Origin of the sequence: Bradyrhizobium sp. WSM1417 (genome assembly GCF_000515415.1) — a bacterium.
Classification (GTDB): domain Bacteria; phylum Pseudomonadota; class Alphaproteobacteria; order Rhizobiales; family Xanthobacteraceae; genus Bradyrhizobium.
This window is the reverse complement of record NZ_KI911783.1, coordinates 5,575,266-5,588,975: the sequence shown is the minus strand read 5'-3', so window position 1 is coordinate 5,588,975 and position 13,710 is coordinate 5,575,266. Positions and strand designations below refer to the sequence as shown.

The following is a 13,710-nucleotide window of genomic DNA, read 5'->3' as shown; positions in this document are numbered from 1 at the left end:
CGCCTCGCCATGAGGCCGCAAGTCGCGAGGGCGAATCCCCCCAATCACGAAACCCGATATGTGAACGCCTTCACTCGTCTTGAACGGGTGTTGGCCCTAAGACATCGAAGCGGCGGATCGGAGCGACTCGCTCGATCCCCTCGAATTCATCCAAGCACCTTGATCTCGCTTGCAAGAAGAATGGATGGCTCGGTGCTTGTTCATCGAGCCCCAAGCCGGGGAGCCCGTTGCCATGAGTTCAGGTCAAGCTACAGTTTATGTCATTGACGACGAGATCCAGATTCGAACCGCGATCGGAAGTCTCTGCGAGGAGACCGGGCATCAGGTAAAATTGTTTGCATCGACCGACGAGTTTCTCGGGGAGAGCATTTCCGGTGGGCCTTCATGCCTCGTGCTCGACGTCCGCTTTCCCGGCACCGCGCCGACCGGCCTCGAGCTTCAGCGCCGGCTCGCCGAGACGGGCGTGCTGATCCCGATCGTCTTCATCAGCGGCCATTCCGACGTCCGCGTCTCGGTCGAAGCCATGAAGCGCGGCGCAGTCGAGTTTCTTCCAAAACCCTTTCGCGAGCAGGAGATCCTCGACGCGATCAGGCATGGCATCGAGCGCGACCGCAGGCGGCTCGAACGCGAAGATAGCGTGCGCGAAGCGCGCCAACGCGTCGAAACGCTGACGGCGAGGGAGCGCGAGATCATGCTGTTGATGGCCGAAGGTCTCGTCGCCAAGCAGATCGCCGCGAGACTCGGGGTGAGCGAAGTGACGGCCAAGGTCCATCGCACCAGGATGATGCGAAAGCTGGAGCTTCGCTCGCCGATCGAGGTGGTGCGGTTGGTCGACAGCATGGGACGCGAAGACGAGACAACACGAACCGGCACGGGACAACCTTACAGCTAGTGCCGCGGGCACCAAGGCATCGCGCAACGTCTAGTCCGTACCGATTAGCATGAACTGCAGTCTGTCACACGCAGCACGATCGGTTCAAAGTCTGTCCTGCGATGTCGGCCTCCTCCAAGACGGCATCCGAACCCAGTCAGAGATCTTAGCCAGAAAGGATATTCCATGCGCAAATTGTTTTTTGCTTCCGTTGCCGTGCTCGCCCTGTCCTCCGCCGCGCAGGCCGCTAACACCTCGACCACCGTACAAGTGGGCGCCGTGAACGGTTCCAGCGTCTCGCAGCAGGGCCTCACCAACGACAGCTCGTCGACCAGCCAGCTCGGCCTCGTCAACAGCGCGACCACGATGCAGGGCACCAGCGCGGCCTCGCTCAACAACGGCAGCACGGTCAACCAGATCGGCGTGCAGAACTCGGCGACGACCGGCCAGGTGGCGTTCGGTAACAACAGCAGCGCGATCACCCAGAACTCGTTCGGGCCTGCCGCGCTCCAGAACAACGCCGCTGCCGTCGGACAGCTCAGCGTGTTCGGCACCAACGGCAGCACCGTCTCGCAGACGGCGCACTAAGCCAGCCCCGTTTGGCCGGACGCGTCAACTGCGGCGCGTCCGCGCCATCCTTGAAAGCACCGCCTCGGGCAGGACGACTCGGTGAGAGCTCGTCCGCCGACTTTCGCGGAGGAAATGTCATGCATCAAAAATATCTCGTTGCCACGTTCGTCGCGTTCAGCTTGCTGACCGCTGTCGATGCCCAGGCCGGCAACTCGGCCAGCGTGCTGCAATTCGGCACCACCAATAACTCCTTCATCTCGCAGAGTGGCGGCACCAACAACAGCGCCACCACGATGCAATTCGGCGCCACCAATACTGCGACCACCCTGCAGACGGGCTCGCTCCTCACCGTCAACACTTCGGTGATCGGCCAGGGCGGCACCACCGCGACGGCGACCAACACCGCGTTACTCGGCCAGGCCGGCGGCTCCAATTCCAGCCTGATCGGCCAGATCGGCGCGAACAACGCGGCGGCCGTCGGACAGCTCGGAATCCTGAACGGCTCGACGATTTTGCAGCAGACTCCTTGATCGCAATCCTTTTCGATAGCGAGGCATTTCATGAGACATTTTTCAGGCGCCGCCTGTGGCGCATTTCTCACCTTGTGTTGCGGGGGCGCCGGCTCGGCCGGTGCCCAGACCGCCGACATCAAGACCATCGTGTCGCTCGGCGGCCCGCCGGTCGTGCTGAACCAGAACAGCCAGCTCAATATGGCCGGCGTGTTCATGATCGGCGGCAGCACCAGCGCGACCGTCACGCAGAACGGGACGAACAACGCGACGGGAATCCTGCAATTCGGTGGGACGACGTCGGCATCGGTGGGGCAGGCGGGCGTGAACAATGTCGCGTTTGTCGGCCAGGCCGGCCAGTCGACCAGCAGTTTCCTGTCCCAGTTCGGTGCGTTCAACTCGGCGACTATTGTCCAGAATAGTCATTGAGCCGGTCGCGACCTCGTCGTCATAAATGTAATGGGGCTAAGGCGATGAAATGCGGTAGACTGCTCCTGGCATTGGCGGCATTGTTCGCCGTCAGCGTCGCGTCCGAGGCATCCGCCGGATCCGTTCAGCGCGGCGTAACGAACCGGAACGTGAGCATCGAAACGATCGTGCAGTTCGGCAACAATGTCCAGCCGGTCACGATCGAAGAGAACAGCCGCATCAATATCGCGCGTGTCATCCAGATCGGGGGCACGGGGACGGTCGATGCGACGATCATCCAGAACGGCACGCGAAATTATGTCGATGTGACCCAGGTGGGTGGCACCACCAATGTGGCGATCGGTCAGTCGGGCGTGAGCAACATTGCCGACATCACCCAGGTCGGCACTTCCACCAACGCCCTCCTGCTCCAGATCGGAGATATGAACACGGGAACGGTGCGACAATTCGGGCGCTTCAACTGGCTGTCGATATTTCAGTTCAGCCGGTGATTGAGAAGGCGAGGTGCAATATGAGGTTCATCGCGGTTGCAGCAGGAATGAGCATCATGATGGCGACGATAACCGGGCCGGCGGGAGCCGGCGAGTCGGGTGACGGCCACACGACCGTAGTTCAGGACGAGAACGGCGCGTCCGTCATCACCCAGAGCGGCGATCCGGCGCAAGCCGAGGTCAAGATCGAGAAGGAGCCGGGGCGCACCACGGTCTATCGCCGCAGCGGTGGCAACACCGTCATCGTGACGCAGGGCACCGGAAATGCGCAGGATATGCTGGACTGGCTGCGCAAGCAGCAGGGCCGCTGACGCACGAAGGCCCATCGTCCGTGAAGGACGATGGGCCCCATCGCGAGCGGGCGTTACCAGCTGCGATAGACGCCGGTCAGCGTGCCGTTGTTGTTGCCGTCCGGGCCGACATCGCCCTGCGTTGAACTCGGCGCCGGATGATTGGTGCCGTTGAGCGCACCGTATGGTCCAGCGACATCCGGATAGTACGCGCGTGGCTGAACCGGTTGGTAAGCGGGGGCGGTGCGGTCCCAGCCCGCGCGCGATCCGTTCCAATCATAGCCCTGGGCCGAGGCGGCCGTCGTGCCCGCGACGAGTGAAGCCGTGATCAGGCATAGGAGTTTCGATTTGTTCTGCATTGGAGATGCTCCTTGCTGGTGTCGGGAGCCAACGACCGCAGTGCGGGAGCGTTCCGGGTGTTGTCGGCCGAACCGATCAACTCCGATCAACTGGTTATGAAGTCCGTTTTCCGGAACACGTGCGACATCAGCCGGAATCCCGGGCGTCTTGCCGCAGCTTGTTCCCTGTTAATCCCGTGCCTTAACCAATAATTAATTATACGTTTGCGGGTGGGCGACAGCCCGGCCTAGCCTGCGGTGGGGAGCCGCTATCTGCGAAGCCAAACGAGTTGGTGCGTATCATGATGTCCAGATCATTTGGGGCGTTGCTCGCCTCGCTCAGCGCAGCCGCGCTGCTCCTTGCTCCCAGCGACAGTTTTGCCAGGCCCGGCGGCGCCGTCGCACATGCTGTCGCGCCTTCCGGTCCAGCGGCGCGTCCGCCGATTGGGCCAGGCGCCAGGTTCCGTGGCCGCAACACGCCGTGGGTCTACTGGCCGGGCGGTGGCGGGTTCTACTATGACAACGCAGGTTACGGCCAGCCTTTCGCCGAGACCGCCCAGCCTGTCTCGAACGACGTGCGCTATACCTACACGTACGATGTTCCCTGGGACTGGACGCATCGCTTCCCGCCGAACGTGGTGCCGTCCGATCGGCCCTACGTGCCGAGCTGTCCGACGGAGCAGGTGACTGTGCCCGGCCGCGGCGGCGGCGAGCACACCGTCAACATCATGCGCTGCTACTGAGCTAGCCCAACTCGAAACTGGTCACGCCGAAGACGCGGTCGATCCGCAGCGGCGCGATCGGTCCCGTGTACATCCGCGCCGTCTCGAACACCGGCTTCAGCCCGAGCGATTCTGCGAGCGCAATCGCCTCGCGATTGACGGCGGGGACGTCGAGGAAGATCTCGCCGCCGTTTGCGCTCGCTAGCAAGGCCTGCACGATTGCGTCGGCCGCCGCGCGGTCGTCGGCGACGAGCGGGCCGATCTTGCGGCCGGTCCGGCACGGCCGGATCACGCCCCATGCAGCGAGCTTGCCGTCGCGCAGCAGCGCGCGGCCGACATGCCCTGACGTGCCGATCCAGGCACGCAGGAAGGCGCTGCGCGGAGCCGGGAACACCGTTGCATCGTCGGCTTCGACGAGCGCGAACGGGATCGTGTCGAGCGCAACGATTTCGGCGGGCGGCCTTGATGGCGCGGCGACGATGCCGCCATAGCGGATATTGGCGTAAGCAAGCTGGAAGCCGGACTTTTTGTAGTTTTCCTGTTGCGTGACGACGCCGTCGAGGCCGATCACGCGAGCGCCCGCATGCGCGATCGCCGCGTTCCAGATGTGCAGGCCGTGGCCTCTGTCGCGAAAATTCGATCGCACGATGTAGAAGCCGAGAAATGCGAAGCGATCGTCGTAATTGACGCAGGAGACGGTCGCGACCGGCTCGCCGTCGATCTCGCCGACTAAGAAGCCCTTCGCGTCGGGGATCGCGAAACAGGCGGCGTCGGAGAGGCCCGGATTCCAGCCCTCGGCCGCGGCCCAGTCGACGGCGATGGCGATCTCCTCGGGGCGCAAATTGCGGATCTGCAAGTCGCTCATCTTTCAATTCGCTTTCGACGGTGGACCTTCCGGCCGGTCCGGCGGTAGAAGGCCTCATGATAGGCCGGGCTCGCGGCTCGCCTCAACGATATCACAGGGGTTCATCGGTCATGGCAGCAGCAGAGAAAATCGCACTCGTGACCGCCGGCGGCAGCGGCATGGGGGCAGGGGCTGCGCGCCGGCTCGCAGCCGACGGCTTTCGCGTCGCCATCCTATCCTCCTCCGGCAAGGGCGAGGCGCTGGCAGCCGAGCTCGGCGGATTGGGCGTCACCGGTTCCAACAAGTCGAACGACGATCTGAAGCGGCTTGTCGACGGGGCAATGGCCAAATGGGGACGCATCGACGTGCTCGTCAACAGCGCGGGCCATGGCCCCCGCGCGGCGATCACGGAGATCACCGACGAGCAGTGGCACACCGGCCTCGACACCTATCTGCTCAACGTGATCCGTCCGACCCGGCTGGTGATGCCAATCATGCAGACGCAAAAGGGCGGCGCCATCATCAACATCTCGACCGCCTGGGCATTCGAGCCGATTGCGATGTTTCCGACCTCTGCGGTGTTTCGCGCTGGCCTTGCCGCCTTCACCAAGATTTTCACCGACACCCATGCCGCCGACAACATCCGCATGAACAATGTGCTGCCGGGCTGGATCGACAGCCTGCCGCAGCTGGATGCACGCCGCGACAGCGTGCCGATGCGGCGCTACGGCAAGGTCGAGGAGATCGCCGCGACGATCTCGTTCCTGGCGTCCGACGGTGCGGCCTACATCACGGGACAGAACATCCGTGTCGACGGCGGACTGACGCGTTCGGTCTGAGACGCGGGGGCTCGAATCGCGTTTCGCGCGCTTGTCGCGATGCGACACGGACGTGCGTCGTGCGCCGCGGATTTGACATCACGCGTTGCCGCTCGGTCACACCCGTCACGGTTCGCGTGCCGCACGGCGCGCACTACGTCACAGTCCTTATGAACTTCGCCGCAGCCCAAGACGGCGAGGGACCGGCAGCCTATGCCCGATCTGCGCCGGACGCCTTCCGCCCGCGCGCATTCGAAACGCGAGATCAATCGCGTGAGGCAAGGAGACTGGAATGAAGAAGTTTTTGCTGGCGGTCGCCGCGGCTGTCTTGGGCTCCGCATCCGTGCAGGCGGCCGACCTCGCGGCGCACTACACCAAGGCGCCGATGATGGCGACGGCCTACAACTGGACCGGCTTTTACGTCGGCGGCAATGTCGGCGGGCAGTGGGGCAACGCCGATCTCAACACCTCTACGATCTGGACGCCGGCCGGCTACTTCGCCGCCAGCAGCGTCCCCGCCGTCAACGCGGTCGGTGCCCAGGGCGTCAACAGCTCCAGCGTAACCGGCGGCTTCACCGCGGGCTACAACTGGCAGGTCAACCACGCCGTGCTCGGCCTCGAAGGCGACATCAACTATTTCGGTTTCAAGGGCCGCGCGAGTGGCTCGGCACTCTATCCCTGCTGCGCGCCGGACACCTTCATTGTCAATTCATCGGTCTCAGCCGACTGGCTTGCCACCATTCGGGGCCGCATCGGTTTCCTCGCGGCTCCGACCTGGCTGCTCTACGGCACAGGCGGTGCAGCGATCGCCGAAGTGAAGGGTAATTTCAACTTCACCGACACGTTCATCGGTGGCGCGACCGAATCCGGAACGATCCGCGATACCCGCGTCGGCTGGACCGCAGGCGTCGGCACCGAATATGCGTTCGGTGGCGGCTGGTCGCTCAAGGCCGAATATCTCTATGTCGATCTCGGCCGCGCGACGGCAACCAGCACCAATCTTGTGACTTTCGCAGGCACCACGCCGTCTCCGAGCAACGTCTACACCCACTCGGTCGATCTCAAATCGAACATCGTGCGCGTCGGCGTGAACTACAAGTTCGGCGGACCGGTCGTCGCCAGGTACTGAGCATCCCGTTCCATCCCTGGCGTGGAAAGCCCCGGCCTGGCCGGGGCTTTCCTGTTTTGGCGGGCCGCGGGGTTCAGTGCGAAGCCACGAGGTGCGCCAACGCCGGCAGGATCCTGTAGCGCGCGATCTCGTGGGGATATTCGCCACGATTGGCGAGCAGCACGATCCCGATCCGCTGCGCCGGCACGAGGCCGATATAGGCGGAGGCGTTGTTGAGCCCGCCCGGCTTGTCGACGATGGTCACGCCTGGAAGATGCACCGTCTCCCAGGCCATTCCCTGGCCGAACTTGTCGTCGACGCGGAAGATCTCGTGCTGCGTCATCCGCAATGCCTCGCGCAAGTGAGGCTCGATCGTCCGCCCGTCGACGCAGGCCGCAACGAAGGTCGCGAGGTCCCGTGGCGAGGAGAACATCTGGCCCGTGCCGGGAAAATCAAAATAGCTCTGCTGGTTGCCGATGGGGCCGATCGCCATGCCCTGATCCGAGTAGCCCTGGACCGCGCGCTGCATCCAGGCCTCGTCCATGACGGCACGGCTGTCCTCGCCGCGTTCGGGCACGGAGGTCGCATTCATGCCGATCGGCTTGAGGATGCGTTGTTCGAACAGGGTCGAGATCGGAGCGCCATAACAGCGCTCGAGCACGAGCTGAAGCAACACGTAGCCGGCGTGGCTGTAGACGCGCTGCTTGCCGGGCACTTCGCCGGCTTGCGGTCGCCAGCTGTTGAACATGTCGATGAGCTGCGCGCGGGAAAACATGTCGCTTGGCCACGGCGGATGGTCGGTCGGCAGCAGCATGCCTGAGGTGTGCGTGACGAGCTCGCCGACGGTGACGCGGCGGACATAGTCGCCGGTGAGCTCGGGGAGATATTTCGCCAGACGATCGTCGAGGCGCAGCTCGCCGCGGAGGGCGCCGAGCGCAAGCAGCGTCGCCTCGAACGGCTTGCGCAGGGAGCCGAGGTTGAACAGCGTGTCCGGCGTGATCGGCCTTCGCGTGGTGTCGTCGGCAAAGCCGTAGTTGAAGAACTCGAGATGGCTGCCGGCATAAAGCGTAACGGCGAGACCGCCCGACTGGTCCGGCGTCGCGGTCGGCGCCAGCTCGTTCGCGACGATGTCGCGCATCTGCGCGATCATGTCGGAATCCGCGGCGGCGCCGCGCGGCCAGGCAAGCGCGAGCGGAACGAGCGCAGCCCGGGCGAGCGCCCGTCGGGTGAGATACGATGAGGTGACAACAGACGGCACGGCTCTGACGCAGGATTCGATGCGCCCCCGGTCTCTTGTAGCGGGAAGGGCCGTGCCTCCCTATTCACGATCGCGCGTGGTGGGTTCCGTCTGCGGAGCCTTGCGACAGTCCGTAGCCTGGCTGGAGCGAAGCGCAATCCGGGAAAGTGCCGCAGCCGAGCGAGCGGCCCCGGATTACGCTTCGCTTCATCCAGGCTACCAGTCGGCAAAATTTCACTTAGCTGATTGGCTAACAATTGTTGACGCCGGATGGCGACAGGCCTATAGTTAGCTCCATGGCTAACCAATTATCCCGGCTCGATCAGATTTTCGCGGCCCTTGCCGATCCCACCCGGCGGGCGATCGTGATGCGGCTCTGCGCCGGCGAGGCGTCGGTCGGCGAGCTTGCCGATCCCTTCGAGATGGCGCTGCCGAGCTTCATGAAACACATCCAGGTGCTGGAGACGAGCGGGCTCGTCCTGTCGGAGAAATCCGGCCGGGTTCGCACCTGCCGCCTGAGTCCTGACGCGCTCCTCAGCGCGGAGGACTGGTTCCAGCACCAGCGTGCGATCTGGGAGGCGCGGCTCGATCGCTTCGAAGCCTATGTGATGAAGCTGAAGAAAGAGCGGACGGCTGCCAAGCGGCCGTCCAAACCAACTAACAAGACAACCAAACGGAAAGGTTCCTGACGATGACGAATTCTGCCAATCCCGCTTTGTCGCAATGGTCGCTCGACCGCGAGATCGTGATGTCGCGCGTGATCGATGCGCCGCGCGATCTGGTGTTCGAAGCGTGGTCCGACCCGAAGCACCTGCCGCAATGGTTCGGGCCGAAGGGTTTCAAGCTCGAGACCTTCGAGATCGACGTGCGGGTCGGCGGCGTCTGGCGCTTCAACATGATCGGTCCCGACGGCACCGTCTACCCGAACCGCATGCGCTTTCGCCGCATCGAGCGGCCGTCGCTGATGGAGATGGATCACGGCGACGACCAGGATGAGGATCCCGGACTGTTCCGTTTCACAATCACCTTCGCCGAACAGAGCAACGGCAAGACGGTTCTGATGATGCGGCAGCTGGCGTCGAGCACGGCGCAGCGCGACGGCATGATCAGCTTCGGTGCCGTCGAATACGGCTACCAGACCCTCGACAAGCTCGCAGCCTATGTGGGTGGGATGAAGAGGTAGCAGCCACCTTCCTCCTTCATGCCGAGGAGGCCGCGGAGCGGCCGCCTCGAAGCACGAGGACCATCGGTGAGGCCCTTATTCTTCGAGGCGCGCGCCCCTCAGGAAGAGGGGCGCTTCATTCCTTCGCCTCGTCCGTGACGATGTCGCCGAGTTTCTGCCAGCGCTGGCCGTCGAACTGCACCATCTGGAACTGCTTGTTGACGCGGTAGTCGGTCGGCGTGGTCGTCACCGAGATGCCCGGCAGCGTCAGGTCGAGTGTGATGTTGTTCAGGCTGGCGGCCTGGCGCATCACGTTCTCGCGCGTGAGATCGTCGCCGCATTGCTTCAGCACCTGCACCAGCAGCTGCGCGGTGATATAGCCGTAGACGTTCAGGTTCGAATCCCTGTCGCCCTCCGGGTAGTATTTGGTCATGAAGGCGAGATATCGCTTCATGCCGGGATCGTCCTTCCATTCGGGATCGGCCGAATCCTTGACATAACCGACGCTGACGACGCCCTTGGCGTTGTCGAGTCCGGCGGGTTTCAGCACCGCGCTGACCGAGGAGGCGTTGATGTCGATGATGTGCAGCGGCTTCCAGCCGATCTCGGCGACCTTCTTGATCGCCTGCGCGGCCTGTTTCGGCGTCGTGGCGCTGAACAGCACGTCGGCACCTGCATCCTTCAACCGCAGGATCTGCGAGTCGATGGTCGGCTCGGTGATCTCGTAGGACGTCTCGGCGACGATCATCTTCGACTTGTCACCGAGACCTGCTTTGAAGCCGGCGAGGTAGTCCTTGCCGAGATCGTCGTTCTGATAGAGCACGCCGACCTTGGCGTTCGGATGGTTCTTCAGGATATATTGCGCGTAGATCCGGCCCTCGACGAGGTAGGACGGGTTGAAGCCCATGGTCCAGGGGAAGTTCTTCGGATCAGTGAAACGCGCCGCGCCCGTTGCCGCGAAGAGCTGCGGGACCTTCTTGGCGTTAAGATATTTTTGCACGGCGACATTCGGCGCCGTGCCGATGATCTGGAAGGTCAGCAGCACCTCGTCGCTTTCGACCAGCTTGCGGGTCTGCTCAACCGTCTTCGGCGGCGAATAGGCGTCGTCATACTGGATCAGATTGACCTTGCGGCCGTTGATGCCGCCCTGGTCGTTGATCATCTTCATGTAGGCGGCTTGGGTCTTGCCGATGACGGCATAGGCCGAGGCCGGCCCGCTGAGCGGGACGGTCTGGCCGACCTTGATCTCGGTGTCGGACGCGCCGGGATCGTACTTCTTCTGCGCCTGTGCTGCCGGGATCGACAGCGCCAGAGCGATCGCGCCTGCCGCGACACGTCTGAGAAACATGCTTTTCATTTCCATTCCCTGTTCGTGACTGTCACTCGCCCTTGAGGCCGGCCTCGCGAATGAGCCTGGTCCATTTCTGCGTCTCGTTGTCGATGAACTGGCCGAATTCGGACGCGGTGCCGGCGCGCACTTCGAGGCCCTGGGCGGTCAGCTTGTCCTTGATCGCCGGCTCGGCCAGCGCGCGCAACACTTCGGCCTGCAGCTTGTCGATGATGGCGCGCGGCGTCGTCGAAGGCGCCATGAAGCCGTACCAGCCGGCGGCAGCCACGTTGGGGAAACCCTGCTCGCGCAGGGTCGGCGCCTGCGGATAGAGCGCGCTGCGTTCGGCGGAAGCGACGCCGAGCACAATGAACTTGCCGCTCTGGATGTAGGGCAGTGCGGTCGGCAGCGCCGTCAGCGTGGCATCGACGCGGCCGGCGAGCAGCTCGGTGTAGGACGCGGCATCGCCACGGAAGGGGATGTTGAGCCCCTTGACGCCGGCATCCCTGAACAGGAGTTCGCCGGCAAGATGTGGCTGCGAGCCGGCACCGGGCGAGGCGAAGGTCAGGCCATCCGGCTTCGACTTGCCGTAGGCGATCAATTCGGGAAGCGCCTTGAACGGCGCGTCCGCGCTGATGATCAGGAACAGCGGCGCGATCACCGCCATCGCGACCGGCTGCAGATCCTTGCGCTCATAGGTCAGCTTGCCGAACAGTGCTTCGGCGGTGGCGTAGGGCGCCGCGACATAGAGGAGCGTGTAGCCGTCGCCCGGCGCGTGCGCGACCGTGTCGTTGGCGATGCGGGTGCCGGCGCCCGGCTTGTTCTCGACGATAAACTGCTGGTGCAGGTTGCGGCCGAACTCTTCGGCCAGCAGCCGCAGCGAGATGTCGTTGGAGCCGCCGGGCCCGTAAGGCGAGATCAGCCGCACCATACGCGACGGCCAGGCGTCCTCAGCGCATGCGGGGAATGGAAGTCCGGATAGCGAAAGGGCGAGGGTGCCCAAAAATGTTCGCCGTGTGACGGTCATGGTGGCCTCCCGGTGGCGGAGCGCCGATTGTCTTGTTCATCGCTTGGCGCTCTTCTTGTTTTGCTTTTGTGTTTCGGTGGCCGGCGCCGCCCCAATCATGGTGCGGATGCTGTCGGCAAGGGCGGCAATGCGCGGGCCGATCTCGCCCTCCAGCTGGCCGGGCTGGAGCCGGAACGCGGGGATGCCGCAATTGATCGAAAAGGCCTGCTTCGCCTCACGCGCATGAAACAGCGGCGCGGCGACGGCATGGATCGAGGCGATGTACTCGCCGAAGCAGGTGCAGAAGCCGCGGCTGGCGCATTGTGCGAGGCCGGCGCGGTAGGTCTCGCGGAAGGCCGACCACAGCTCGGTATCCTCGCTTGCAATGCGCGTTTCGAGCAGCGCGGCATCAGCCTGCGGCAAGGTCGCCGCGGCGGCACGGCCCATTGCCGTCATCACCACGGAAATGGGCATGCCGATGTCGGGGACGTGCGGGCCGACGTCGCCGGAGCGCGCGGTCTCGACATAGATCATGGAGGTCGCATCGAGCAGGCCGATCGAGACCGTGCCGCGCACGCTTTGTGCCAGCTCCTGCATCATGGGACGCGCGACCTGGCGGAACTGCATGTCAGCGAGCAGCGGATGCGCCATGCGAAGTGCACGCGCGCCGACGCGATATTTGGCGCGTTCGGAATCGTAGCGGAGGTAGCCGAGCTCGGCGAGCGTATGAGTCAGTCGCGCCACCGTCGGGCGCGGAATCCCGGTCAGCGTCGACAGCTCCATGTTGCCGAGCTGCGTCGCCCCCGCCTTGAACGCTTCGAGCACCACGAGACCTTTCGCAAGCGTCGTCGCGAACGCAGCGTCGTCGATGCTGTCCGCCAGCACGGCGGCGGCGGACGAGGAGGCGCGGATCGGTTTGGACGCGGTTCTGGCCATGCAGGATTAATGAACCCGGTCGGATCTTTTGTCCAATAGATTCAGGAAATGCAACTTTGTGTCCACTATCCGAACGTGCGCCGCCTTTGCTGGCGGTGATAAAATCTGCGCGAAGAGCGCGGCCGCACACAGATTTTCGTCGTGATTCCATGGCCTGTTGTGACAGGATTATTACGACTGAATGTCATATCGATTACGGAGCGATTCATGTTGCAGTGGCAGGCGCGGACAAATCCCCTCGCGTGGTGGTGGGGGTCCCTGACGCTGGTCAGTGCTGCCAACATTCTCGTCTGGTTCATGCTGTACCGCGCGTTCTACCCGACGCCTTCAGGCAGCATCAGTGGCGGCTCCGACATCGGGCTGATGTTCCTGCTCTGCGCCGGCTATGTCTTCGGCTGCGCCTTCCGCTCGTTCCTGCCGCGCGCCGACGTGCAGCGCATCTGTCTGTTCGACACCTGGCTCTCCAGCGTCTTCGTCGGCCGCACGGTCGCGACCGTGGCCGAACTGTGCTTCGCCGCGCAATGGGCGGTCATCCTGCATCAACTCGGGACCATGACGGGCGCCGAGACGGTCGTGAACATCGCGTGGGTGATCGTGCCCATCATCATCATCGCGGAGTGCTTCTCGTGGTATGCGGTGGTGACGACCAACTTCCTCTTCAACGCGATCGAGAACTCACTGTGGGCGGTGACGTTCTTCCTCGCGGGCATCGCGCTGTGCCGGCTGATGCCGGAATTCCAGGGCGTGGTGCGTTGGGCGCTGATTGCCGGGATCGTCGGCATCGCCTCCTTCCTGGCCTTCCTCGTCACCGTCGACGTGCCGATGTATCTCAGCCGCTGGCGGGCAGGGCATGAAGAGGGCAACAGGTTGCTCGGCTTCCTCGAAGGCCTGCATGACGTCTCGACGCGCTGGGTCGTGACCCACGACATCGCGCATTGGAAGGGCGAGCTGACCTGGATGTTCCTGTATTTCACCGCCGCCGTGTGGTCGAGCCTCGCGCTCTGTGCGCTCTACGCGATGGAAGGTTATCTCACGCGCTATCTGGCCTGAGC

Annotated in this window: 18 protein-coding genes; 12 read left to right on the top strand and 6 right to left on the bottom strand. The window is 63.8% G+C overall.

Going from position 1 to position 13,710, the window contains the following annotated elements:
• The first annotated feature begins 232 nt into the window (after positions 1-232).
• The 6 genes from BRA1417_RS0127325 to BRA1417_RS0127300 all read left to right on the top strand — a co-directional run bounded on the left by BRA1417_RS0127325 (position 233) and on the right by BRA1417_RS0127300 (position 3,181).
• Positions 233-892, top strand: coding sequence for a response regulator transcription factor (locus BRA1417_RS0127325; protein ID WP_027518527.1), 660 nt, complete (start codon positions 233-235; stop codon positions 890-892).
• Positions 893-1,057: 165 nt separating this feature from the next.
• The gene (locus tag BRA1417_RS0127320) at positions 1,058-1,459 is read left to right on the top strand and encodes a hypothetical protein (protein ID WP_027518526.1); all 402 of its coding nucleotides are present in this window, start codon (positions 1,058-1,060) and stop codon (positions 1,457-1,459) included.
• A gap of 119 nt (positions 1,460-1,578) precedes the next feature.
• Positions 1,579-1,971, top strand: coding sequence for a curlin (locus BRA1417_RS0127315; protein WP_027518525.1), 393 nt, complete (start codon positions 1,579-1,581; stop codon positions 1,969-1,971).
• Between the two features lie 30 nt (positions 1,972-2,001).
• Positions 2,002-2,379: a curlin gene (locus tag BRA1417_RS0127310; protein WP_027518524.1), complete on the top strand. Its 378-nt coding sequence runs from the start codon at positions 2,002-2,004 to the stop codon at positions 2,377-2,379.
• Positions 2,380-2,450: 71 nt separating this feature from the next.
• Positions 2,451-2,870 (top strand): curlin, encoded by a 420-nt coding sequence (locus BRA1417_RS0127305; protein ID WP_305728110.1) that lies wholly within the window; start codon positions 2,451-2,453, stop codon positions 2,868-2,870.
• A 20-nt stretch (positions 2,871-2,890) separates the two neighbouring features.
• Positions 2,891-3,181, top strand: a complete 291-nt coding sequence (locus BRA1417_RS0127300; protein ID WP_027518522.1) for a hypothetical protein — start codon at positions 2,891-2,893, stop codon at positions 3,179-3,181.
• 53 nt (positions 3,182-3,234) lie between these two features.
• Here the strand turns inward: BRA1417_RS0127300 and BRA1417_RS0127295 are convergent, their stop codons facing one another.
• Complete coding sequence (locus tag BRA1417_RS0127295; protein WP_027518521.1) at positions 3,235-3,519, bottom strand: hypothetical protein; 285 nt, start codon at positions 3,517-3,519, stop codon at positions 3,235-3,237.
• Between the two features lie 281 nt (positions 3,520-3,800).
• Here BRA1417_RS0127295 and BRA1417_RS0127290 point away from each other — a divergent pair, with 281 nt between their 5' ends.
• Complete coding sequence (locus BRA1417_RS0127290) at positions 3,801-4,241, top strand: hypothetical protein (RefSeq protein WP_027518520.1); 441 nt, start codon at positions 3,801-3,803, stop codon at positions 4,239-4,241.
• A 1-nt stretch (position 4,242) separates the two neighbouring features.
• Here BRA1417_RS0127290 and BRA1417_RS0127285 read toward each other — a convergent pair whose 3' ends face one another.
• Positions 4,243-5,085, bottom strand: a complete 843-nt coding sequence (locus tag BRA1417_RS0127285) for a GNAT family N-acetyltransferase (RefSeq protein ID WP_027518519.1) — start codon at positions 5,083-5,085, stop codon at positions 4,243-4,245.
• Between the two features lie 110 nt (positions 5,086-5,195).
• On the opposite strand from BRA1417_RS0127285, the gene BRA1417_RS0127280 reads away from it, so the two are divergent.
• The gene (locus BRA1417_RS0127280; RefSeq protein ID WP_027518518.1) at positions 5,196-5,903 is read left to right on the top strand and encodes an SDR family oxidoreductase; all 708 of its coding nucleotides are present in this window, start codon (positions 5,196-5,198) and stop codon (positions 5,901-5,903) included.
• A 271-nt stretch (positions 5,904-6,174) separates the two neighbouring features.
• Positions 6,175-7,011, top strand: coding sequence for an outer membrane protein (locus BRA1417_RS0127275; protein ID WP_027518517.1), 837 nt, complete (start codon positions 6,175-6,177; stop codon positions 7,009-7,011).
• 73 nt (positions 7,012-7,084) lie between these two features.
• Here the strand turns inward: BRA1417_RS0127275 and BRA1417_RS0127270 are convergent, their stop codons facing one another.
• Positions 7,085-8,140 carry a serine hydrolase gene (locus BRA1417_RS0127270; protein ID WP_027518516.1) on the bottom strand — a complete coding sequence of 352 codons (1,056 nt, stop codon included), beginning with the start codon at positions 8,138-8,140 and terminating at the stop codon, positions 7,085-7,087.
• A gap of 383 nt (positions 8,141-8,523) precedes the next feature.
• On the opposite strand from BRA1417_RS0127270, the gene BRA1417_RS0127265 reads away from it, so the two are divergent.
• Together BRA1417_RS0127265 and BRA1417_RS0127260 are read left to right on the top strand one after the other, a co-directional pair.
• Positions 8,524-8,916 carry a helix-turn-helix transcriptional regulator gene (locus BRA1417_RS0127265; protein ID WP_027518515.1) on the top strand — a complete coding sequence of 131 codons (393 nt, stop codon included), beginning with the start codon at positions 8,524-8,526 and terminating at the stop codon, positions 8,914-8,916.
• Positions 8,917-8,918: 2 nt separating this feature from the next.
• The gene (locus BRA1417_RS0127260) at positions 8,919-9,410 is read left to right on the top strand and encodes an SRPBCC family protein (RefSeq protein ID WP_027518514.1); all 492 of its coding nucleotides are present in this window, start codon (positions 8,919-8,921) and stop codon (positions 9,408-9,410) included.
• Positions 9,411-9,525: 115 nt separating this feature from the next.
• On the opposite strand, the gene BRA1417_RS0127255 is transcribed toward BRA1417_RS0127260, so the two are convergent.
• Genes BRA1417_RS0127255 through BRA1417_RS0127245 form a run of 3 tightly spaced genes read right to left on the bottom strand, consistent with a single transcriptional unit; the run spans position 9,526 to position 12,658 of the window.
• Positions 9,526-10,746 (bottom strand): ABC transporter substrate-binding protein, encoded by a 1,221-nt coding sequence (locus BRA1417_RS0127255; protein WP_027518513.1) that lies wholly within the window; start codon positions 10,744-10,746, stop codon positions 9,526-9,528.
• Positions 10,747-10,768: 22 nt separating this feature from the next.
• On the bottom strand, positions 10,769-11,743 hold the full coding sequence (locus BRA1417_RS0127250; protein ID WP_027518512.1) for a tripartite tricarboxylate transporter substrate binding protein: 975 nt from the start codon (positions 11,741-11,743) through the stop codon (positions 10,769-10,771).
• A 36-nt stretch (positions 11,744-11,779) separates the two neighbouring features.
• Positions 11,780-12,658 carry an IclR family transcriptional regulator gene (locus BRA1417_RS0127245; RefSeq protein ID WP_027518511.1) on the bottom strand — a complete coding sequence of 293 codons (879 nt, stop codon included), beginning with the start codon at positions 12,656-12,658 and terminating at the stop codon, positions 11,780-11,782.
• Between the two features lie 207 nt (positions 12,659-12,865).
• On the opposite strand from BRA1417_RS0127245, the gene BRA1417_RS0127240 reads away from it, so the two are divergent.
• Positions 12,866-13,708, top strand: a complete 843-nt coding sequence (locus BRA1417_RS0127240; protein WP_027518510.1) for a hypothetical protein — start codon at positions 12,866-12,868, stop codon at positions 13,706-13,708.
• Positions 13,709-13,710: the final 2 nt, after the last annotated feature.